The sequence below is a fragment of the Sinorhizobium sp. Y406 genome, from assembly GCF_058732025.1.
This window is the reverse complement of the sequence record NZ_CM178975.1, coordinates 1,042,592-1,064,408: the sequence shown is the minus strand read 5'-3', so window position 1 is coordinate 1,064,408 and position 21,817 is coordinate 1,042,592. Positions and strand designations below refer to the sequence as shown.

General features: G+C 60.4%; 19 protein-coding genes and 3 pseudogenes. 11 read left to right on the top strand and 11 right to left on the bottom strand.

Annotated elements, in window-relative coordinates:
- The 7 genes from AC4P1R_RS21845 (at position 1) to AC4P1R_RS21815 (ending at position 7,278) form a co-directional block, all read left to right on the top strand.
- A complete protein-coding gene (locus AC4P1R_RS21845; protein ID WP_133036475.1) occupies positions 1-243 on the top strand; it encodes a hypothetical protein in 243 nt (80 codons plus the stop codon).
- 13 nt (positions 244-256) lie between these two features.
- The gene (locus AC4P1R_RS21840) at positions 257-1,234 is read left to right on the top strand and encodes an ABC transporter ATP-binding protein (protein WP_492177808.1); all 978 of its coding nucleotides are present in this window, start codon (positions 257-259) and stop codon (positions 1,232-1,234) included.
- A gap of 15 nt (positions 1,235-1,249) precedes the next feature.
- Positions 1,250-2,038: an SDR family NAD(P)-dependent oxidoreductase gene (locus AC4P1R_RS21835; RefSeq protein WP_492177807.1), complete on the top strand. Its 789-nt coding sequence runs from the start codon at positions 1,250-1,252 to the stop codon at positions 2,036-2,038.
- A 10-nt stretch (positions 2,039-2,048) separates the two neighbouring features.
- The gene (locus AC4P1R_RS21830) at positions 2,049-2,909 is read left to right on the top strand and encodes an ABC transporter permease (protein ID WP_492177806.1); all 861 of its coding nucleotides are present in this window, start codon (positions 2,049-2,051) and stop codon (positions 2,907-2,909) included.
- On the top strand, positions 2,906-4,183 hold the full coding sequence (locus AC4P1R_RS21825) for a hypothetical protein (RefSeq protein WP_492177805.1): 1,278 nt from the start codon (positions 2,906-2,908) through the stop codon (positions 4,181-4,183). Before AC4P1R_RS21830 ends, AC4P1R_RS21825 begins: the two co-directional genes overlap by 4 nt.
- 70 nt (positions 4,184-4,253) lie before the next feature.
- The gene (locus AC4P1R_RS21820) at positions 4,254-5,828 is read left to right on the top strand and encodes a Re/Si-specific NAD(P)(+) transhydrogenase subunit alpha (RefSeq protein WP_492177804.1); all 1,575 of its coding nucleotides are present in this window, start codon (positions 4,254-4,256) and stop codon (positions 5,826-5,828) included.
- A gap of 16 nt (positions 5,829-5,844) precedes the next feature.
- Positions 5,845-7,278, top strand: coding sequence for an NAD(P)(+) transhydrogenase (Re/Si-specific) subunit beta (locus AC4P1R_RS21815; protein WP_492177803.1), 1,434 nt, complete (start codon positions 5,845-5,847; stop codon positions 7,276-7,278).
- Positions 7,279-7,446: 168 nt separating this feature from the next.
- Here the strand turns inward: AC4P1R_RS21815 and AC4P1R_RS21810 are convergent, their stop codons facing one another.
- From AC4P1R_RS21810 to AC4P1R_RS21770, 9 genes and pseudogenes are all read right to left on the bottom strand, one after another.
- Entirely contained in the window at positions 7,447-9,354 is a 1,908-nt protein-coding gene (locus AC4P1R_RS21810; protein WP_492177802.1) for a methyl-accepting chemotaxis protein, read from the bottom strand.
- Positions 9,355-9,523: 169 nt separating this feature from the next.
- The gene (locus AC4P1R_RS21805; protein ID WP_492177801.1) at positions 9,524-10,114 is read right to left on the bottom strand and encodes a PIN domain-containing protein; all 591 of its coding nucleotides are present in this window, start codon (positions 10,112-10,114) and stop codon (positions 9,524-9,526) included.
- Between the two features lie 2 nt (positions 10,115-10,116).
- Positions 10,117-10,575 carry a helix-turn-helix domain-containing protein gene (locus tag AC4P1R_RS21800; RefSeq protein WP_085032794.1) on the bottom strand — a complete coding sequence of 153 codons (459 nt, stop codon included), beginning with the start codon at positions 10,573-10,575 and terminating at the stop codon, positions 10,117-10,119.
- Between the two features lie 263 nt (positions 10,576-10,838).
- Positions 10,839-11,162 carry an immunity protein CdiI family protein gene (locus tag AC4P1R_RS21795; protein ID WP_492177800.1) on the bottom strand — a complete coding sequence of 108 codons (324 nt, stop codon included), beginning with the start codon at positions 11,160-11,162 and terminating at the stop codon, positions 10,839-10,841.
- 64 nt (positions 11,163-11,226) lie between these two features.
- Positions 11,227-12,851: pseudogene (tnpC, locus tag AC4P1R_RS21790) on the bottom strand (IS66 family transposase).
- Positions 12,852-12,896: 45 nt separating this feature from the next.
- Positions 12,897-13,230, bottom strand: a pseudogene (gene tnpB / locus AC4P1R_RS21785) (IS66 family insertion sequence element accessory protein TnpB).
- On the bottom strand, positions 13,227-13,676 hold the full coding sequence (tnpA, locus tag AC4P1R_RS21780; RefSeq protein WP_100675162.1) for an IS66-like element accessory protein TnpA: 450 nt from the start codon (positions 13,674-13,676) through the stop codon (positions 13,227-13,229). The pseudogene tnpB and the gene tnpA overlap by 4 nt, the downstream one beginning before the upstream one ends.
- Before the next feature lie 349 nt (positions 13,677-14,025).
- Positions 14,026-15,141, bottom strand: a complete 1,116-nt coding sequence (locus AC4P1R_RS21775; protein ID WP_492177799.1) for an IS110 family RNA-guided transposase — start codon at positions 15,139-15,141, stop codon at positions 14,026-14,028.
- Positions 15,142-15,307: 166 nt separating this feature from the next.
- Positions 15,308-15,391 (bottom strand): annotated as a pseudogene (locus AC4P1R_RS21770) (integrase); the annotation flags it as partial.
- A 780-nt stretch (positions 15,392-16,171) separates the two neighbouring features.
- Here AC4P1R_RS21770 and AC4P1R_RS21765 point away from each other — a divergent pair.
- The 4 genes from AC4P1R_RS21765 (at position 16,172) to AC4P1R_RS21750 (ending at position 19,717) form a co-directional block, all read left to right on the top strand.
- A complete protein-coding gene (locus tag AC4P1R_RS21765; RefSeq protein ID WP_151612309.1) occupies positions 16,172-16,489 on the top strand; it encodes a hypothetical protein in 318 nt (105 codons plus the stop codon).
- Positions 16,490-16,653: 164 nt separating this feature from the next.
- Complete coding sequence (locus tag AC4P1R_RS21760) at positions 16,654-18,051, top strand: radical SAM protein (protein WP_492177798.1); 1,398 nt, start codon at positions 16,654-16,656, stop codon at positions 18,049-18,051.
- 3 nt (positions 18,052-18,054) lie between these two features.
- Positions 18,055-19,242: a JmjC domain-containing protein gene (locus tag AC4P1R_RS21755; RefSeq protein ID WP_492177797.1), complete on the top strand. Its 1,188-nt coding sequence runs from the start codon at positions 18,055-18,057 to the stop codon at positions 19,240-19,242.
- Between the two features lie 49 nt (positions 19,243-19,291).
- Positions 19,292-19,717, top strand: a complete 426-nt coding sequence (locus AC4P1R_RS21750) for a GNAT family N-acetyltransferase (protein WP_225192312.1) — start codon at positions 19,292-19,294, stop codon at positions 19,715-19,717.
- A gap of 48 nt (positions 19,718-19,765) precedes the next feature.
- Here AC4P1R_RS21750 and AC4P1R_RS21745 read toward each other — a convergent pair whose 3' ends face one another.
- Positions 19,766-21,181, bottom strand: coding sequence for a S8 family serine peptidase (locus AC4P1R_RS21745; protein ID WP_492177796.1), 1,416 nt, complete (start codon positions 21,179-21,181; stop codon positions 19,766-19,768).
- Between the two features lie 3 nt (positions 21,182-21,184).
- Entirely contained in the window at positions 21,185-21,628 is a 444-nt protein-coding gene (locus AC4P1R_RS21740; protein ID WP_492177795.1) for a phosphatase PAP2 family protein, read from the bottom strand.
- Between the last annotated feature and the right edge of the window lie 189 nt (positions 21,629-21,817).

Genomic DNA, 21,817 nt, shown 5'->3' with positions numbered 1-21,817 from the left:
ATGCAGGGAAAATTCGTTCTTTGCCTGATCCTGGCGCTGCTTCTCGGCTCTTGCACGGTCATGACCGGCAATGTGTCACACTGGCCCGCCTCGCTGACCGCCGTTGTGGTCATCGTGGCGCTGAAGCTCTGGAACGACCGCGTCAAGCTGCTTGCCTGGCCGATGGAATTCCTGCTCGCCGCCGGTGTCACGATGATCGTGATCAATCTCGCACGGCTCTACATGATGCCGGTGGTCTACTGAGAAGGGAATGGCGATGGCAACCCATGCTCTTGTCGTTGACGGTCTCGCCAAGTCTTTCGGTACGAAGCAGGCTGTCCAGCACGCAAGTTTTTCGGTCGCGCGAGGCGAGATCACCGGCTTTCTCGGACCGAATGGCGCGGGCAAGACGACGGTCATGGGCATGATCATGGGGCTTCTGGAGCCGGATGCAGGGACGATCGAGTTTTTCGGTCGCCGCGACCGAGGTGATCTCTCTATTGCCCGCTCGCGCAGCGGTTATCTTCAGGAACGGCCGCGAATCTATCCGGACATGACTGCGCGGGCCTATCTCCGCTTCTTTGCCGATCTCTATGGAGTGCCGGATGCGGCGACGCGGGTGAACGAGGTCCTCGATCGCGTCGGATTGCGTTCCGCTGCCGACCGCAGGCTCGGCGTGTTCTCGCGCGGCATGCAGCAGAGGGCATGTCTGGCGCGCGTCATGCTGCACAGACCGGAATTTCTGATGCTGGACGAACCGACACTCGGCCTCGACCCGAACGGCGTGGCCGACATGCGGGCGATCTTCCGCGAGATGAAGTCGGATCGTGTCACACTCCTGTTTTCCTCGCATCAGCTGGCGGAGATGGAGCGCGTCTGCGACAGCGTCGTCTTCATGCGCGAAGGCGAGGTGATCGCCGCGGGCCGGCCATCGGAGATTGCACCCGCCGGCTGGGCACATGGTGGCCTGCAGGCTGAGATCTTCGAACCCATAGACAGCGCGCTGCAGGCGATCTCCGCCATTCGCGAGATCGGCGAGGCCCGGCAGGCTGGGTCGCAACATTTACGGTTTCGCCTGATTGCTTCCCCGGGTGACTCGCGCGCCGCGCGCGCCAAGGCGGTCAACCTGCTGTCGGCGGCCGGTTTGACGGTTCTTTCCGTGGACGCCGACACGCCGACGCTCGAAGATGTCTTTCTCGGCCTAACCCGGCCGGAATTTTCGGCAGGCCACGAACCGGCCGCCACCCTGATGTAAGAAAGGATATGTCCGATGGACCTGGGGTATAACGACCGCCGCTGCCTGATCACCGCCTCGACCGGTGGCCTCGGCTTCGCCATAGCGCGGGCCATGGCTCGCGAAGGCGCGATCGTGGTGATCAACGGGCGCAGTGCCGAGACGATCGAGCGCGCGATCGCCCGCCTTCGCGCCGAGGTGCCGGCAGCGAAACTGGAAGCCGCCGTCGGCAATTCCGGCACGCGCGAAGGCTGCGACGAGTTGATTGCCAACTGTCCCGATGTAGACGTGCTGGTCGTCAATCTCGGAATTTACGAGGCGGTCGATATCTACAAGGCCGGCGATGACCGCTGGTATGAACTCATCGAAGTCAACGTGATGAGCGGCGTGCGCCTTGCCCGCCATTACCTGCCGAAGATGCTGGCGCGGGATGCCGGCCGCGTCGTCTTCATGGCGAGTGAATCCGGCATCAATCCCGCCCCAGAAATGCCGGCTTACAGCACGACGAAGACCATGCAGCTGTCGCTTGCCCGCAATCTTGCCGAGACGACGAAAGGCACCAATGTCACCGTCAATTCCGTGCTGCCCGGCCCTTGCAGCACCGAAGGTGTGGCCGACCTCATTGCCGGCCTCTATCCCGGCGTTCCGACGCCGGAGGCAGAGCGCCGCTTCGTCGCGGAAAACCGCCCGACTTCGTTGATCCAGCGCCTGTCCAAGCCGGAAGAAGTGGCGGATTTCGTCACCTTCCTCGGCTCGTCACGCACCGGCATCGTCAATGGATCGGCGCTGCGCATCGACGGCGGCCTCATCCGTACCGTGATGTAAGAGACCGGCCATGGAACATGTTTGCCCCGCCTTCGTCGGATTGGAGCTTAACCCTCCCGGTTTAATGCGGCAAACCGTGCTTCTGGTCCGGCGGGAGACGGCGGCGAAATTCCATGCGATCTGGTTCTGGCTGGTGGCGGCCGTGATCGCGCTGATGGCCTATGCCTATGGCTCCGGTTTCCAGAACACGTTCCAGACCGAATCCGTCGTCGTGGCTGCCGATCCCCTCGCGGGCTTGAACGTCGCTGTCGTCATCTTTCTGGGTCTTGTCTTGGGTCTGCGCCTTGCAGGTGGGCTGAGTTGGGAAAGGGAGCATGGCACTCTGGAGGTTCTGCTCGTCGGGCCGGTTTCCTGGTCGGCGGTCATCCTGGCGAAATATCTGGTCGAAGTGATCGTGCTTGGCGGGTTGATGGCGCTTTATTGTGCCTATCTCCTGCTTGCCCAACCACTCGGGGCAGGCTTGATCCACCTCTCCGTATTCTTCTCGCTTGGGGGATCTGTCATCTTCGTCCTGCCAGTGATGGGGCTGGGGCTTCTGGTGTCCGCATGGGCCGGTTCCGTGCGTGGCGCGGTCGTCGCCTATCTGTCGCTGGTATCGGCAACGGCCGTTTATGAGGCCACACTCGGCCTGCTGCGCGGCATGACGGCCGATGAAATGAGCTTGTTTGCGCTTTACCTGCGTGCCGGGCTAGAAAATACAGCGCCACTTGTCCACGTGCTTTCTCCGGTCGCGGGTGCCGGTCTGCTCGTTCAGGGTGCCTTCGAACGAACGACACCGGATCTTGCGCAGATCGCATCCTCCGTCGGGCTGACCATCTTCCTGCTGGTCGCTGCCCGGTTCACAGCGCGCGTGAAGGGAGCCGGCGCATGAGATCCGTTCTTTTTGCCCTTTTCCTTGCCGCGATGACGGCCGGCAGCGCTGCCGCAATCGAGCCCGAGCGCCGGGATGCCGTCGTCGTGACCGGGCGCGTGTGGGATGGCTTCGCTTTCCAGGAAATGTTCCTGCCTTCGCGGTCATCGGCGCTCCATCTGATTACGGGCGAGGACAGCGCGCTCTCCTTCGTCGGTACCAAGGAATACTACTGGCCGCTCTCACGGCAGGTCTATGTCGATTTGGAAGCGAAACGTCAGGACATCGATGGCGTCCTGAAGATCAACCAAGACGGCAAGGATATCGCGATCATCCGCCCGTCATCCTATGTGGTTCTCTATCCGCAGGGAGCCGTGAACGGCCGCGGGCAATTGTTGTGGGGTGATGCCGCGGTTGCCGCTTACAGGACCTATCAAGACGAGGAGCGATCGTTCAATCGGCGCTATTCCGAGGCTCTGGCGCGCCAGACCACATACGAGAAAAAGCTCGTACAAGCCGGCGCCGCCCGGATGAAGGGCGCACCCGCTGAAATCATCCCACCTCCCGAGGCCTTGCCGACGCCGAGTCTCCGGCTTGTGACGGCGCCGGTCCGGGCCTATCGGGTCGCTCTCCCCGCCGGCCGCTATGACATGGTGCTTTATGTGGATGAAAAACCCGTCGAAGGAACCGCGCGAACGCTCGATGTCGTCGATATGAGTGGTCGAAGTGTCGTGGTTGCGGATGTGGTTCCGGAGGAACGCTGGACGCGCCCGATCCAGAGCAATCATCCTGACGAGCGCATATTCGCCAAGACCGGCTCGACCTTCTACCTGACGCTCACGGCGGCCGATCGTTTTCAGGAGGCGGACTACCTGTCCGTCGTCTCGCCGCAGGCGGATGTCGTGCATGGCCGGGATATTGTGGTGAGACGGAAGCCCGCGGACATTGACATGGTCGATGTGCGTTTCGGCCGGGCTGAGGCTCATGCGTCACTGGCGCGGTTCAAGGTCGAACAGGCGGCAGGTTCCGGGTTCGGCTATCGGGTCCGGTCGGTCAAGTCGGGCGAGAAGGAAGATTTGATCGCCTTTGCCGTAACAATCCCTTCGGACACGGACATTGTCTACGGTCAGGTCTCCACGCGAACGGGTACGGCCACCGCTTTCACCCGCGACATCGTCGTGGTTCAGCCGCGCAACAGCGGTCTCGCGCTCGGCCTCGCCATTCTGCCACTCCTCGGTTGGTGCGGCGCCAGGCTCCACAGGCTGAGCAAGTCCAAAAGCAGATCGGCCGGCTGACACCGGCGATTTCAGAGAAATCTCGCAAGACACATGAACCGGCGTTGCGCCGGTAAGGGAAAGGTTTGACATGAAGATATCGACACCGCGAGAGGTGTTTTTCGGTGAGGCGCGTGTCGCGTTGACGCCGGAGAGTGCGTTGCAGCTGAAGAAGCTTGGGCATGAGGTCTTGGTGGAGACGGGTGCTGGCTTGGCGGCCGGGTTTTCGGACGAGGCGTACCGGTCGGCGGGTGTGACGGTGGTTGCGACGCGCGAGGCCGTCTATGCCGATGGCGACGTCATCGCCAAGGTTCGGCCGCCGGAGGCGGAGGAGCTGGCCCTGCTTTCGGTGGACAAGACGCTGATCTCGTTCTTCTATCCGGCGCAGAACAAAGAGCTTCTGGAGCAGGCGCGATTGACCGGCGCGAGCGTGATCGCCATGGACATGGTGCCGCGCATCAGCCGAGCCCAGAAGATGGACGCGCTGTCGTCGATGGCCAATATTGCCGGTTACCGCGCCGTCATCGAAGCAGGCAACAGTTTCGGCCGCTTCTTCACCGGCCAGGTGACGGCGGCGGGCAAGGTGCCGCCGGCGAAGGTGCTGGTCATCGGCGCCGGTGTCGCTGGCCTTGCCGCGATCGGCACGGCGACGTCACTCGGCGCGATCACCTACGCCTTCGACGTGCGGCCTGAAGTCGCCGAGCAGATCGAAAGCATGGGCGCGGAGTTCGTCTATCTCGATTTTGCCGATCAGCAACAGGATGGCGCCGCCACTGGCGGCTATGCCGCCCCGTCTTCGCCGGAGTTCCGCGAGAAGCAGCTGGCCAAGTTCCGCGAACTGGCGCCGGAGATCGACATCGTCATCACCACGGCGCTGATCCCCGGCCGCGATGCGCCAAAGCTCTGGCTCGCCGACATGGTCGCGGCGATGAAGCCGGGCTCGGTCGTGGTCGACCTTGCGGCCGAACGCGGCGGCAATTGCGATCTGACCGTGCCGGACCAGAAGATCGTCTCGGACAACGGCGTGACCGTCATCGGCTACACCGATTTCCCGAGCCGCATGGCCGCCCAGGCATCGACGCTCTATGCGACCAACATTCGCCACATGATCAGCGATCTCACGCCGGCCAAGGACGGCGTCATCATCCACAATATGGAAGACGATGTGATCCGCGGCGCGACCGTCGCCTATCGGGGAGAGATCACCTACCCGCCGCCGCCGCCGAAAATCCAGGCGATCGCGGCACAGAGCCCCAAGGAAAAGGTGAAGGAGCCGACGCCGGAGGAAAAGCGGGCCAGGGAGGTCGCCGCCTTCAAGGCGCAGACCCGCAGCCAGGGCCTGCTGCTTCTGATCGGCACGGCGCTGCTGCTTCTGGTCGGTGCTTTTGCGCCTGCTAGCTTCATGAACCACTTCATCGTGTTCGTGCTGTCCTGCTTCATCGGCTTCCAGGTCATCTGGAATGTCTCCCACTCGCTGCACACGCCGCTGATGGCCGTGACCAATGCGGTCTCCGGCATCGTCATCCTGGGCGCATTTTTGCAGATCGGCTCGAGCCACTGGCTGGTGACGACGCTTGCCGCAATTTCGGTGCTGATCGCCACGATCAACATCGTCGGCGGTTTCCTTGTGACCCGTCGCATGCTCGCCATGTTCCAGAAGTCGTGATCGGGGGGATCACAGTATGACCATCGGTATCATTTCGGCCGCCTATGTTGCGGCAGCAGTCCTCTTCATCCTCTCGCTCGGCGGGCTTTCGGGTCAGGAAAGCGCCAAGCGCGCCGTCTGGTATGGCATTGTCGGCATGGCGCTGGCGGTCATCGCGACGGTCTTTTCCCCCGGTGTTGATAGCTGGGCTATCATTCTTCTGATGATCGTCGGCGGCTCGGCTGCCGGTTATATCGTTGCCTCGCGCGTGCAGATGACGGAGATGCCGCAGCTTGTCGCAGCGCTCCATTCCTTCGTCGGCCTTGCGGCCGTGTTCATCGGCTTCAACGCCCATATCGAGGCGGCCAACATTGCCGGCCTCAACGAGACGGCGCGTTCGGCGCTTTCCGGCTTTGCCGGCATCCTCGCCCACAAGAGCCCGGTCGAGCTTGCCATCATGAAGGTCGAGGTCTTCCTTGGCGTGTTCATCGGGGCGGTCACCTTCACCGGTTCGGTCGTCGCCTTCGGCAAGCTGGCCGGCAAGGTCGACGGCAAGGCGAAGAAGCTGCCCGGCGGGCATTTCCTCAATGCCGCCGCCGCCATCCTGTCGCTGCTGCTGCTCCTGATGTATGCCAATGGCGCCGGCGCATGGATGCTGATTGCCATGACGCTTCTCGCCCTCTTCATCGGCTATCACCTGATCATGGGCATCGGCGGCGCCGACATGCCGGTGGTCGTGTCGATGCTGAACAGCTATTCCGGCTGGGCGGCAGCGGCGATCGGCTTCACACTCGGCAACGATCTCCTGATCGTCACCGGCGCGCTTGTCGGCTCCTCGGGTGCGATCCTGTCCTACATCATGTGCAAGGCGATGAATCGCTCGTTCATTTCGGTCATCCTCGGCGGCTTCGGCGGCACCACGGGACCGGCGATGGAGATTTCGGGCGAACAGATCGCCATCGACGCTGACGGCGTTGCCTCTGCGCTCAACGATGCCGACAGTGTCATCATCGTTCCAGGCTACGGCATGGCGGTGGCGCAGGCCCAGCAGTCGGTCTCGGAACTCACCCGAAAGCTCAGGGCCGCCGGCAAGACGGTGCGTTTTGCCATCCACCCCGTCGCCGGCCGTTTGCCGGGCCACATGAACGTGCTGCTCGCCGAGGCCAAGGTGCCCTATGACATCGTGCTCGAAATGGACGAGATCAACGAGGACCTCCCGAACACGGACGTCGTCATCGTCATTGGCTCCAACGACATCGTCAACCCGGCCGCCCAGGAGGATCCCAATTCCCCGATCGCCGGCATGCCGGTGCTAGAGGTCTGGAAGGCCAAGCAGGTGCTCGTCTCCAAGCGCGGCCAGGGTACCGGCTATTCCGGCATCGAGAACCCGCTGTTCTACAAGGACAACACCCGCATGTTCTACGGCGATGCAAAGAAAAGCATCGACCAACTGCTCCGGATGATCGGGTAAGGCGAACGGGAACAACACGAACGCAACGATGATGGGGCCTTAAGGCCCCATCATCGTTTGGGGGGAGAACAACCCACTTTCTCACAGGCAGTCGCGTGCCGCCCAAACCGCAAAGAGCGGGAGACCAATGTTCCCCCGCTCTCCTAATTTCTCTCTTCTACATCCCGTTCACGCAGCCTGTTTCGACAACTTTGTAACGCTACCGGCTACTGACGATCCGGGGAGGGGGGCCTGCCTGGAATGTCTGGCAGGGGCTTGAGCCGCCCGATCCTGCTCCGGCTGGGCTGCTTGTATTGGATAACGGAAGCGGCCGAGCAATTGGGCCAGGCGTTCGGCTTCCTCGGCGAGGCTGGCGCTGGCGCCATTCGTCTGCACCACCATGACAGCGTTCTGCTGGGTGAACTGATCCATCATGTTTACGGCGGCGTTGACTTCGGCGAGGCCGACGGCTTGTTCGCGCGCCGATGTGGCGATTGCCTGGATGAGCTGGTGGATTTCGCGGATATGCGTGCCGATCTCGTTCAACGACTGGCCGGCCCCCTGAACGAAACGCACGCCGTTTTCCACCTCGGCATTCGAGATGGCGATCAGTTGGTTGATGTCACGCGCTTCCTTTGCCGCCCGCTGGGCGAGCTCGCGGACCTCCTGGGCAACAACGGCAAATCCCTTCCCCGCGTCACCGGCGCGCGCAGCCTCAACGCCGGCGTTCAAGGCGAGAAGATTGGTCTGGAATGCGATTTCATCGATCGCTCCCACAATCTTCGACATCTGGCCGGAAGACTGCTCGATCCGGCTCATCGCCTCGATGGCGCGGTTGACGATATCTTCTGACCGCTCGGCGCTACGATTGGCAATATCGGCGATCTTGCGTGCATCGTCCGCTCGTCCCGAGGTCGAGGTGACATTGCCGGTGATTTCCTCGAGTGCGGCCGCAGTCTCTTCGAGGCTCGCCGCCTGTCGCTCCGTCCTTGAGGATAGATCGTCACTATCGGCGTTGATTTCCTTCGTTGCCCCGGCGATCACGCCTGCGGTGGAGGAAATGTCGGCGAGCAGAGTGCCGAGCTGGAGAGCGGCCTGGTTGAAGTCCGCCCGTAGTCCTTCGAACTCGGAGGAGAAGGCGTCGGAAAGCTCGATCGTCAGGTCGCCGGAAGCAAGCTTGTTCAAGCCGCCGGCAAGCCCACTCGTCGCCTGTTTCAACTTCAATTCTGCTGCTGCTTCCGACGCTGCCTGGATCGCCAGACGCTCGTTTTCCGCTTCGATTCGCAGCCGTGCCGCTTCCGCTTCCAGCCGCGCCTTTGATGTGGTGCTTTCCTTAAAGACTTCGACGGCGGCCGCCATGACGCCCACTTCGTCTCGTCGTGCGAGATAGGGCACCGCCAGATCCGTCCGCCCGGCCGTCAGATGGCCCATAGTCTCGCTCATGCGCAGGATCGGAGCGATCGCGCGGGTTCGCAGCATGACGAGGCCGAAGACCAGGATGGTGATGGAGGCGACGGCGGCGATCGAGCCGATGAGCGCCAAGGTGGAGGCTGTAGCAAGAGCGTGGGACTGATCGGCCAGCACCGCGGTTTTGGCCAGTTCCATCGCGGATTCCATAACGGCCTGATGTTCGGCAAAACCGTCTCGCAAATTCTGGCTGGCCATCGCGATTGCTGGCTTGTCCCGATTCCTGATCGCCGGCTTCAGCTGAGTTTCGACAATACCCCAGAATTTGTCGGTGCTCGGGAAGACGTCTTTCGCGAGTGTCTCGCGGATCTCCGCGGGAAGGGTGGAGTTCGTCCAGATCTGCTTCTTGCGTTCGTACTCAGCGCGCAGCCGGTCGAGCTGGTCGAGGTTTTTTTCACTAGTGCGATGAAAGCTCATCGACTCCAGCGCCAACGCATAGGGCTGCACGAGATTTATCGGCGGTGGTGCGACGTCGGCGACAAAGTCCTTCTTCATGATAATGTCCTGATAGGCAGGGCCGCCGACATTGAACTGGTCGATTGCGGTTGCCTGGACCCCGAGCGACCCGACCGACGTCAGGACCACGATAGAGCCCATCATTATCAAACTGGCATTCAATGTGATGCGCACGGTTGCCTCCCCGTTTTAAAAAAAAGCAATAAATTTGATTCGTTTATAATATAATAAAATGAATTATAATTTTGCATGAAGGCGTGCTTCCAAGATCGCATAATGTATCAACGGGAACACGGCTATGGCGTTGCGGCGCTCCAGAGAGGGTAGGCGGGCTCCTTCGAACCTAAAGCGAGAGAATGTGGGGCCTTAGAACGTCCACGGTTTCCGTGAGGCCGTTTGCCTCCATATCCAAAAGAAGGACCTCGGCGGCTTTTACCGGCCTTCCGAAGCGCTCTCTCATGCGTCTGATCGCTGCTACCGCTCTACCGGTATCCAAGGCAATTATATCAGCGATAAAGGCATCGGCCGACCTCGCTTCAAGGTTCAACCGGCGGAGCAATTCCTCGGGGAAGTCTCTCAGATTATCGGTCACAATTACAGCAGCCTGCGTCTTCAGAGCAGCTGCAACTACATGCGCGTCGTTTTCGTCGGGGAGACCCTCGCAAGCGGAGAGAAACTGATCAAAATCAACGACCATCGCTTCCTCGAATGCAGCCTCCATGCTTGCTCTTGCGCGCAATGCACGTAGGGTGGCGTCGGCGACGTCCTTGTCGGCCAGGATCTTTTCGATGGCCTTCTGGGTCTCATCGAGAATAATTGCGGACCAGCGGAGGCGGAAGAATTCCGCTTCCGCAAGAGTCAGCAGCAAGTTTCGCTTTAGTGCACTTGCGAGTGTGCAGGCGTCGACGAAGGCGGTGAAGCGGTTAGCGAACAAGCTTACAGATGCTCCGCGTCCAACTCGGCAAGATCTGCAAGGGCCTTACTCCGCTTCTCGTCGCGTTCCTTCTTGTATTTGAACAGTTGATCGGCCTGAATCCTTCGATGTCGACCAACAAGGGAGTACTCGATCTCGCCCTTATCGAGGAGGGATATCAGGAACGGCCTCGATACATTGAGAATATCCGCCGCTTGTTGCGTCGTCAGCATCTTGCTGACGGGAACAAGCGTCACCGCGTCACCTTTTCCGATATGACGCAACAGCTCCATTAGGAGGCTGGAAAGCGCTGGGGTGAGGGTAATCTCCGTTGGCTGCTGCGTCTCATCGTCGAGCACGCGCAATTTTGCGTCGCCGGTCGCATGAGCCGCCAGTATCTTCCGCAGGTGGTTCGCGGCAGCTTTTTCGGAGGCCGACGGCAGGCGCCCGCCCAGTTCCTGGGCTGCTGCTGGAACTGTCATTTTGAAAACCCTCCATTTGAAACCCATTTCTATCTTATATTCGAAGCAGACGCAATAGACGAAATAAATGAAAGTACCCGAAGCTCTCAGAGCAGGCTCAGCACCGGCTTTGTTGAAATCCCTGGTCTCCAGTTCGATTGCGTTCAACTGCGCCAGACGTCGAATTGACGTATCCATCCGGTCAGGGCCGCGGCTAGCAGAATGCCTCCGGCGCTTAGTCGTATCGACACGTGCCGGAGGTAACGCCGGCATCTCAATTGAATTTAATAGATGGGACAATGTTCGTTGATGACTTCGTATCCGGGCCCGAGTTCCCGTCTGATGTCCTCAACAAGCTGGTCAACTGCTTCGGCAAATTTGACATCTTCCGCTTTGGACCATGGGCTCGGCCCCGGAGGATTGTTCCAATCCAGTGCTGTATCATGCCACACTGCAATGCCATGCAATCGCTGTCGGATTTCATTCGACAAGGACAGCTTGTCTTCAATAGGCCCTACGTCAAAGCGTTGATGAGCAGCGTCATTGGCGCACCAGAGAACTCCACCGCCCCACTCAAAGAACAGTTTAATTTTTGGAACTTCGCTCATAGGGAGAACCTCGTTGTGTTTGCTGGGAAGCCAACGCTTCGCACCTATCGGCGAACGCCCCAGGTCAGGCAGCCTGACCCTGGAGGGGCATTACTGGCCGCCAATTCCACCGGAGCAGTTCCTCGAGCCTGATGATCGGCGTGTCGGCGATGCGGGCGAGAACGTCGGCAAGCCAGGCTTGCGGATCGATGTCATTGAGCTTGGCGCTCATGATCAGCGTCGCCATGAAGGCGGCGCGATCGGCACCACGATCGGAGCCGGCAAAGAGCCACGATTTTCTGCCGAGAGCGAAGCCCCGCAGCGCCCGTTCGGCGGCGTTATTCGTCAGGCAGACCCGGCCATCACCGAGGAAGGCTGTAAACCCGTCCCTCAGCATTTAGTCGATCGGCTCGGCAACCGGTGAACTGCGCGACAACTTTGTTCTCTCAGATCGAAGCCAGGTCTGAAGCTCATCAACGAGCGGACGGCCGTCCTTCTGACGTCGTTGCAGCCGGTCGTTGGCTGAAAGACCGTTGATGTCGCGCTCGATGTCGAACAGCGCGTCGATGCGCTTGACCGCCTCCAGCGCAATAGGCGAGATCGCGGCAGCATTCATTCCGCGCTTGGCGTAGCTGGCGATGTCGGCAAGCACGAAAAATTTGCGCCGCGCATGCGCCCAGCACAGCGCCTGGGTCAGCGGAACGGGATCGCGATCCACCTTGAACAGCGGATTGTAGCCGCCATAGGCGTCAGCCTGCAGAATACCGGTGAAGCACTTCAGATGGCGCTCGGGATGCTCCTGCCGCCGGTCGCGCGAGGCATAATAGAGCGCCGCCGGGGCGATGTTCCGCCGAACGGCCGGTCATCCCGGATATAAGTCCAGATGCGGCCGGTATCGGTCTTGCCCTTCGCCAGGATCGGCACGGTCGTGTCGTCACCATGCAGCCGCTCGGCGGCCAGCACATGCGCCTCGATCAGCGCATGCAGCGGCTTTAATGCCGTGGCGCAGGCCCCGACCTGGTCGGCAAGCGTCGAGAGGCTGAGGTCGATGCCCTCGCGAGCATAACGCTCGCTCTGCCGGTTCAGCGGCTGATGTTGCCCGAACTTCTCGATCATTGCCAACAGGTTCGGTCCCGCAAAGCCGCGCGGCGTCACATGGAAGGGTGCCGGTGGCTGGGTGATCTTCTCGCATTCGCGACAGGAGAACTTCTCGCGCACGGTCTGGATCACCTTCCACTGGCGCGGAATCACCTCCAGCGTCTCGGTGACGTCTTCACCCAGCTTCGCCAGTTTGGCCGATCCGCAGCACGGGCAGTTGGCTGGTGCGTCAATGACGACGCGTTGGCGCGGCAGATGCTCTGGGAAAGGTTTGCGCGATGGACGCTTGCACTCGAAGGCCCTGACAGCCGAGGAGCGTGCCGCCAGCTCCGCCGCCAGTTCGTCTTCGCCGGCGTCGGCCTCCAGTTCCTCGAGCTGCAATTCCATCTGTTCGAGAAGCCTGGCCTTGCGCTCCGAGCGGCTGCCATGGATGTCGCGCTTCAGCTTCTCGATCTCCAGCCTCAGCCGGGCGATCAGCGCATCCGAATGCGAGTTCACCGCCTGGGCGCGGGCGGCAACTGCCTCGGCTTCACGGCGAGCCGCACGCTCGGCGAGGATCATCGCATGCGCGCTGGCAAGGTCGTCGGGAAGCTGATCGGCCGCATCGGTCATGGCGGGATGGAATCATATTCGCTCGCGCCATGCCAGCGGTTTTGCTCATCCCGCCGACGTCGGACGCCAGGTTTTTTGCGGCATTCGCCAGTCGATGCCTTCGAGCAAATAGCCGAGCTGCGCCGGCGTGATCACCACCGTGCCGTCGGCCGCGGATGGCCAGATGAACCGCCCGCGCTCCAAGGCACACGCCGCTGCCATCCCAGAAGACGAGCTTGATCCGGTCCGTGCGCTTGGCCCGGAACACGTAGATCGTGCCGGAGAACGGGTCAGCACCCATCTCGGCCTTGACCAGCGCCGCCAGGCCCTCCGCACCTTTGCGGAAATCGACTGGCCGGGTGGCGACCATGACCTTTACCGCTCCCGACGGCCCGATCACGACCGTGCCTTCACGGCCTGAATGACGGCGGCGATCGTAGCGGCGTCCGCGCCGGATGCGATCCTCACGATCGCCCCGCCGATCTCCAATTCGATTGCGCCGCTACTCGACTTCTTTCTTGAGCCACGCACTCGCTCCGGTTCTTTTGCGTCAAGCATCGCAGACGGCACCAGGACCGCTGGCGCAAACATCGGAACGTCTTCGACGACAGGCGCAGCACCGAGCGGCTTGCGAGCGAGCCGACGCCAGGTGAACAATTGCTGCGGGGTCAATCCATGACGCCGAGCCACGGAGCAGACCGTCACGCCTGGCTCATAACTCTCCGCGACGATCTGCGCCTTGCGCTCGCCGCTCCACTCGCGCCGCCGGCCGCTGCCCGTGAAAACCTCGAACCGGCGCGCCGGCTCTTCATCGCTGGATGTAAGCGTAAGCTGTGAAATCGACATATGTCCAAGCCCTCGTTCGGGCTCAACATCGTCAATCAAACCGTGATACGGAAGGTGGGGCCAAAACAGCGCTCTGATGTCCATTGTCAATGCATTGGGCACGAAGAAGCTGCCGCTCTCGCGAACGGGCCTCTCATGATGATCGCGTATGGGTGGAGGCGGAACTCGAGGACGTCGGTGATCAAGCTCTGATGCGCGGGTTGGATACCGCATTCCCGATTGTGCGTCCGGGGCTGTTCCTATCTTACTGCGGGCGTCGGACAATGCCGGCCATAAAGCGTCTGACGGATGTTCCCCTGCCGTTGTCCCGCCTCCGCCCATGCGCGAGGTGCAAGTTCGCTGCAGTGACCTATGTCCTGATCGCCTGCGCCTCCCTTGCAACGGCCCACATGAAGCCGGCCAATTCTCGGGCAATTGCGGTGCAAACCACCGTCGTCCGTTTTCCCCGTGCGACCAGCAGGCGATATCGAGCCGTTAACCGACTCTGAGCCTTCCACGCGATCTCTCTGACTGCCGGCGGCGCTTCCGCCAGACGGTATAGCTTTCTCGCGCCGACTTTCGGCGGGTGCCGGTAAGTCCACGCGCTCTCGACCAGCATGTGCCGAACCCGGCCGTTGCCTGCCTTTGTGATCGAGCCCCGTCTGACGGTCTCACCCGTGGATCGCTCACCAGGGACCAAGCCGAGATAGCCCATCAATTGGCGCGGACTCTCGAAACGGCTGACGTCGCCGACTTCCGTGGCGAATGTAACGGCGACGATCAGATCAACCCCTCGCAGCGTCTGCAGAGCTCGAATGACCGGAGCCAGAGACCAGTTCGGGACGAATTCCTCAATTACCGTCTCCAGGCGTCCGACGCGCTCTTTCGAGACGCGCACCGCCTCGACCATTTCCTGCAAGGCGATCTGATGCGCCGGATGATCGAACTGTTGCTCCTGGAGCCAGCAAAGGTATCGCATCGTCCAGCCCTTCTTGCGTGGATGGATACGACCGTGTTTGAGCATGAAAGCGCTGATCTGTTGCCGGTGAACCCGCAACGTCTCGACAGCCGCAGCCCGTGCGCGGACGAGGTCGCGCATCGCCTCATGGCCCTCGTCGGGAACCCACACCGCCGTGAGCTCGCCGGCCCTCAATAGCCGGGCGAGCGCGAGCGCATCTCGACGGTTGGTCTTTACTCTGTCGCCCGGCTTCCTGGGGATCAATGATGGAGCGACGACCACACATTCATGGCCGAGCGATCGGATCAGCCGATGCAGCCCGTATCCGGTTGGTCCGGCCTCGTAGCAGAATTGAACGCGGTCAAACTTTGCAGCTATCCGCTGGATGATGCGGCGCATGCTCGTATCAGACGCGTCAACCTCACCCCAGAAGCGAATCTCTCCCTCCCGGCCGGATTCGGCGACGGCAATCGCATTCTTCAGTTTGGCGACGTCGATTCCAACGAACACTTCTTTATAATCTGCCACGACTCGTCCTCCTGTGATGAGGATCGGCTCGGCCTGTCCGAGCAACCCTCGGAAGACCAGTGTAGGGGCGAGCCACCTCAGCCACGAAGACGGACATACGGTCTTACGTAGGGCTTCTGCGTCGCGTTCCGGCGACTTAGACGATTAACCTCGCCACTCTGCCCTATTACGTGCTCGCCGCCTGCGTGACCAGCTTGTGCAACGACTGCTGCATCGCCTCGGGCAGCGGAATACCGCAATTTGCCCCCTCGGACGGATTTCGTGCCTGGCATGGTGTGAGTGCTCGATCGTGCGGGTCGGACCGCACCTGCCCTCGAATTAGCGATCCTGAGTGTGCTCATGCTCATCGGAGCTTGAGCGCTGCCTACGGGGCAGGTGACTTTCCGCCTGCGGAGCGCGGATGGCATGCCGTTCTCTGCCGGATCCGTCCGTGGGCTGCAGCAGCTGGCGAAATTCATCCCGTTTCCCGGGGATCGATGCAATCAGGCCCATCGGAATGCCGATGTCAACGAGCACCGCTTGCGAGAGCTGGAGGCCAGCTTCGATCGTCTCCGGCACTGCATCCAAATACAAACAACGCGCCGGCGTGGATCAAACCTATCGCGGGTGGCAGATTGCTGCCCTTTGGAGTACTTGCCGGATCGCGAGCCAACGGTGGAGGTGGACTCCTGACACCAGCCGTCTTGCAAGTGGATCTTCGGCTTCATTCTTGCTCCGGCCCCTTGGGCAACGGTGAGCACGCGGTCGGCAAAGTCCGTTCAAGCGTAGAGATCGAACTCGGTCTTCCAGCCAAGCTGCCATGTACCCTTGTTGAGCGCCGGGGAAAACGCAGTGGCCCGGAGCGACCGAACTGACCGCTGTTCTCAGGTGCGCAACGCCAGATCTTTTGCGTCCTAATAGGCGTCGCCAAGAAAAGTTCTGAAAATGACGCAGGGCTAACGCTCGACTGTCGGCGCTATAACACTGGCTGTCGCATGGTCCCTCCCGCTCACCCTCGTTCGGTGAGGACAAAAGGAAGAGGAGAAAGATCATGCCAGTTGAGACCGAAAAGAAAGAACGTGTCCGCGCCCTGCTAAAAAAGGCCAATATCGAGATCGGTGCCGCCCTTACCCGTGTCGATTCGATGGGTCCCTATGAGCTTGCCGAGGTCGCCGGTGCAGCGGAAGCCACACGTGCGTTCTTCGACAAGAACAACGTTTGCGCGACTCCCGAGGTCGGCGGGATTGCCTCGCTGGAAAGCGCCCGGGCCTTTTTCGACAAGAATAACGTCTGCGGCGCTCCAGATATCGGCTCCGACGCAGAGAAGGGGCTTGCCCTGATCAACGCCTTGCGCGGCGCGATCCGCTAACGCAGCCCGTTTAACGGCTGCACTCCCACCGCCTTGCCTCCCGGGCGGTGGGCCCCCTGAACCATCGGGACGATTGGATTTTCCTGTCTTAGGGCCCGATCGTTTCGATCCGTCGAGTATGCGGCAGGCCCGGAAAGGCCGATGCCGAGACATCGGAGGATGTGATGACTGTCCATTCCGCGCAAAGCGATCAGCAGGGCCTTGCCCTCTCGCGATACGTCGTCGCCAGCGAAGCATTTGTCGACTGTGGCAGCGTACGCGTGCATCGGCTGGTGCTCGCCACCCGGTCAGGCAGGATTTTCAGGTTCGACGCCGCACTCTGGGAAGACTTGTGTAAGGGTAGATTCAGCAGAGTTCCGGCCCCTGCGATAGAGCGCCTTATAGAGGCGAATCTGCTGGTCCGTGACAGGACGGGCGAGCTCGCCGAGGTCTTGAGGGAGAACGATGCTGCCATTTCAAAAACGACCCGCCTCTATCAGGTCATCCAGCCCTCGGCCTTCTGCCAGCTAGGCTGTACTTATTGCGGTCAGACGCATTCGCGGCGGCGGCTCGATGAGGCGAATCAGAAAGGTATTCTCGAACGTATCGAGCGGAAATTCAGGAACAGGCGCTATGAACTCCTTCATGTCGGCTGGTTCGGCGCAGAACCCCTTGCTGGCCTTGCCTCGCTTCGCGCCTTGAGCCCCTGCCTGAAAGAGATCGCATCCCGTCACGGCGCCGACTATTCCGCCCATATCGTCACGAACGGCGTCAAGCTTGATGTTGCGACCGCCCGTGAACTTGCCACCGAGCACAATGTACATAGCGCCGAAATCACGCTCGACGGACCGGCGCGAGAGCATGACGCGCGCCGGTTCTTCAAGACAGGCGGGCCGTCGTTCGACCGGATTCTTGCCAATCTCATCGATGTCGCTCGTCAGCCGGATTTGCCGCTGGCGCTGAGGATCCGGTGCAACGTCGATGCACGCAACGCCCACAGCGTCGAGCAACTGATCGACATCCTTGCCGACGCCGGCCTCGCGGGCCGGATCAATGTCTATTTCGCACCCATCCACGACTGGGGCAACGCGGCCTCGGACCTAGCGCTGGCACCGGAGACCTATGCCCGAAACGAGCTTGATTGGGCCGTCTATGCAATGTCCCGCGGCTTCTCTATGGGGCTTTTGCCGACAAGAAAGAAGATCGTCTGCATGGCCGTTCAGCCCGATAGCGAAGTCATCGATGCCTATGGAAACATCTTTAACTGCACCGAAACTCCTTATGTCGATGCCTATGGCTCACCGAACCGTCACCGAATCGGCACCTTGCAGCACGATGACGTGAACCGATCGGTCAACCGGTTCGGAGTCTTCAACGCAGACGTAGCCGACGGCAGTTATGGTTGTTCGAAATGTCCGATGCTGCCCGTTTGCGGAGGCGCCTGTCCCAAGAGCTGGAACGAGGGGCAGGCGGCCTGTCCGTCCTTCAAGCACAATATGCCCGATCGCCTGCTGGTGGCCCATGCCCTAAGCAAGCTGGTCGATTCCCTGGAAGAACTGGAATGCAGTGAGGAAGGAGTATGAAATATGGCCCAGTTAAACCAACATGCGCTTGCGTCCTTGCTCCTTGGCGACACGCCGCCGGAGACGTTCTGGACGGAGAACTGGAATAGGTGCACTCACCTTGTAACCGGCCGCGGTGCCGGCACATTCAATGGCTGCGTAACCCTTTCCGAACTGGAAAATCTGATTTCCAATATGCGGCTGCCGCTTGGCAATTTCGACATGGCGCATGATCAGACACCGCTGGACAAGAGCGCGTATTGCGAAAACGGGCTGGTATCGCCACGACGCGTCTACGATCTGCATGGGAAAGGCGTGACGATCATCCTGCGGGCTGCGCATTACTGGCTACCCGGCCTCAATCGGCTGCGAGTTGCCGCAGAGAAGCTGTTTGGCTGCCCCGTTCAGGCCAATGTCTACCTGACGCCACCCGACAACCAAAGCACTCCGCCGCACTGGGACACGCATGACCTCTTTGTGCTGCAGATTGCCGGCTCCAAACGTTGGCCCCTCTTCGCCAACATGAACAATCCGCGCCCGCTCGGGGGTGAACGTTTTCGTCCGGGAGTGGATCCGGTCGGCGCAATGACGCAATCAGTCGAACTGAGCCCCGGCGATTGCCTTTACTTGCCGCGCGGCGAAATTCATGCGCCAGTCTCAATTGCCTACTCGGTTCACGTCGCGCTTGGCGTCTCGTCCTATCGCTGGATCGACATTGTTCACTCTGCATTGCAGCAGAGACTGCCTCCAGACAGCATCCTCCGAGAGCCGGTTCTGCCTTCTGCCATGCCGTGTGATCTCCCAATGGAGGTACGATCCGTGTGCAAGGCCATGAAGCAATTGGCCAACGAGAAGGCCCTCTCTACATTCGCCCGGATCATGGTTTCGTCCCATGGTGATGAAGACGTGCTGCCTGCCCCCGGGCGGCTTCGCGAAATTGTCGAGCGCGGCGCTTGCTTGGGTTTCCACGACAAGCTCAAAAAGGTGGCCGGCAGTCATTTGCAAATCGCGCAACGTGATAACCGAGCCTATCTCGTGATTGGCGAAAAGATGGCGTCATTCCCGGCTAACCAGCGGAATGGCTTGCAGTGGTTGGCCGAGAAACCAACCGTGACACCCGCTGATCTTGCCGAAAAGATGGGCTTGGACGAGGAGACGGGCCTCGCTGTAGCGCAAACATTGGTCGAGGAAGGCTTGTTCTGCCGTGCGTGACATCCTCGCTGATCTCAGTTGGCGCCCCGCGATCGAGGAAGACCTATCCATGATCGCGGAGGCACAGCGGGAGACATTCGGCATCACAAAAGGGCGTGCCGCCACTCTCAAGGAAGGCGCCGTTATGGCGGATCGGACTGCCAGGGCAATCGGCAGTCCGGATGCGCATCACATCGAGGTGTTGGAACAGCAAAACCGTGTCCTCGGCTACTACTGGGTCTCACTGGTAACGTCTCCCGCGCCGATGCTTCTCGACATTTACGTCGTTGCCTCAAGCCGGGGCCGGGGGCTCGGCGATGTCATCATGCGCAGGGTTCTGGCGGTGCTGCGCGAGCGGAAAGTGGATTGCCTCAATCTTGTCGTCTCACGCGACAACCATGCCGCCAGGGCCCTCTACAGTCGGTTCGGCGCAAGCCTAGTAGAAATGTCTGGCGACCTCCTCGTACTCAGTTTACCGGTGAGCTCTACTGCTTGACTCAACGGGTTTCGATGAGCCGGATCGGCCGGCGATGATGCCAACGAATCAAAGGCCATAGAGGTCGGGAAAATGGACCTTTCCATTCCAGCTCGGCAAAAGGAAACTACCTTCGTCCGTCAGAATCTTCACGGTATTTGACAACAGCCAGCTTTTGGCTGTGACGCCGTCGCTTCTCTTCTGCAGTTTGCCGAGGGAAAAGCCCAGAGAAACAAAGCCGGCGACAAGCGCCGAAGCAGCGGACGTGCCGCCAAAACGGCAGAAATAGGAGCCGAATTCACGCATTCCTGTTTTCGGTTCATTGCTCGCGAACGGGCTGTAGGAGTAGCCGTGTATGCCGGGGACGTCCGTGGTGATGATCTCGAAATGCGAAAATTTCCGATTGTCATTTAACGGCGGAAGTCCCGTGGGGTCGTAATGGGCATTTTGCGTATCCAGGCGTATTTCGTCCCGATCGTAGGCCTCGCCGTCATTACTTGGTGCGAAGACCGTGGCATTCGTGCCCTTCGAATAGCTCGACATCATGCCTTTGGCGTTAGCCGCGCCAACGGATATGATCCCATTGTGCTCAGTTGCTAGGTTTGCCGGATAGATCGGCTGTTCCTCCCGATTGTTCCCAGCCGCGCAGATGATCGGTCTGTTCAGCGAGATGTTGATGATCAACTGGGCCAATTCACTCCACAAAAGCTTCTCCCTCGGGGAGATCTCGCACACCGACACAAGATCTACGAGCGAATGACCCTTCACGTCCACATTCTCGATTTGAGGTAGCGTGCGATACGGATCCGGAATACTGCGCGGCAACAAAATGACGTCAGCGTCGATCAGTTCGGCATACAGGAATGCGAAAATGAGCTGTTCAGGATCCGTGTCGAAGTTGGTCGAAATCGGCACGACTTCGCAGAACGGGTCGACGCCAGAGTAGGGAAGCGGGAATTCAACGTCGCGTGCGCCGTGTCCCAGATACTCCTCTGCGATTTCGACGATGGTTGGGCGTCCCGCGACCAAACCAGCGATTGCGGTGCCGTGCGTTGAAAAGACCGGCGACGCGGTTGCCTCAACACCGTTGATGAGGGGGAGACTGTTCGGGGACAGGCGGTCAAGGATCTCGTTCAGCAATACGCCGCATTCGGGCAGATCGTTTGCTGCCGCGGTTCGCGCGTTCGACACAATGTCGTCAATTCGAATTGAACTCTCGTAATACGGGAATGCTCCGAGTCTGTTTGAAAAAAAGTCGATTGCGAGCTTCCGGTTGACTGCTCCACGTAAGCAGGGGTGACCGACTGCAACTGAGGTATCGATGATTGCTACCCGGGTCTTCCGCTCATCCCGATAAGTGTTGTCCTGTCTGCCCGCCTCGATGAGCGCTGGCAGAACGCCTATAGTGTCCAGATGCCATAGCGCCGGGTAGTCCCGATAGGCTTCGCGTCCAAGCGTGCTTTGTGTCGTCTCGATTTTGTGCATGGCCTAGATCCACTCCTTTTGTGCGGCAAGCATTTGCTCCTCACACACAACCTCAAGGATCGGCATCACCATCCTCGCCAGGTCATGTCCGGCGTCGCTGTCGGAGCGATAATGGAGCCCAGCCCATTCTCGATTTTCTGCAACTCGGCGGGCACTTTTGAACAATTCCGAGCTTGCCGGGTGCTCCGGAATCACCCTCGAAATGACGAATGCGATCGCAAAGGACTGGAACGAGTGGTTGCTTGGATAAGACGCATGGGCGGGATTGGGCAGATAGGGTCGCAACCGGGGGTCGGTGAAGTTCGGTCGAGCGGCCGCGAAGCGTTCCTTGTAGCGCATGCCGATTTCATCACAGATCAGCAGAACCAGAAGCATGAGGCCAACGGTCGCGTCATAGCCATCCTTTTCCTCAATGCCGAGTGGACGCAAATAGGCGCTGAGGTCCATAGTGTTCTCGGCGACGATTTCCTCGAGCCGTCCGAGGTTTTCCGGAAGCGTCCGACGGTACTGTTTCCTAAGGAGTTCGATGCATTCGCGCCTGAGAACCTCGGGGGAGGGCGGCGGCCTCAACGGCAGTGCAGCCCATCGTTGCTCCATCGAGTAGACCAGCCTGCGCTCCTTCCACGGCTCTAGGTC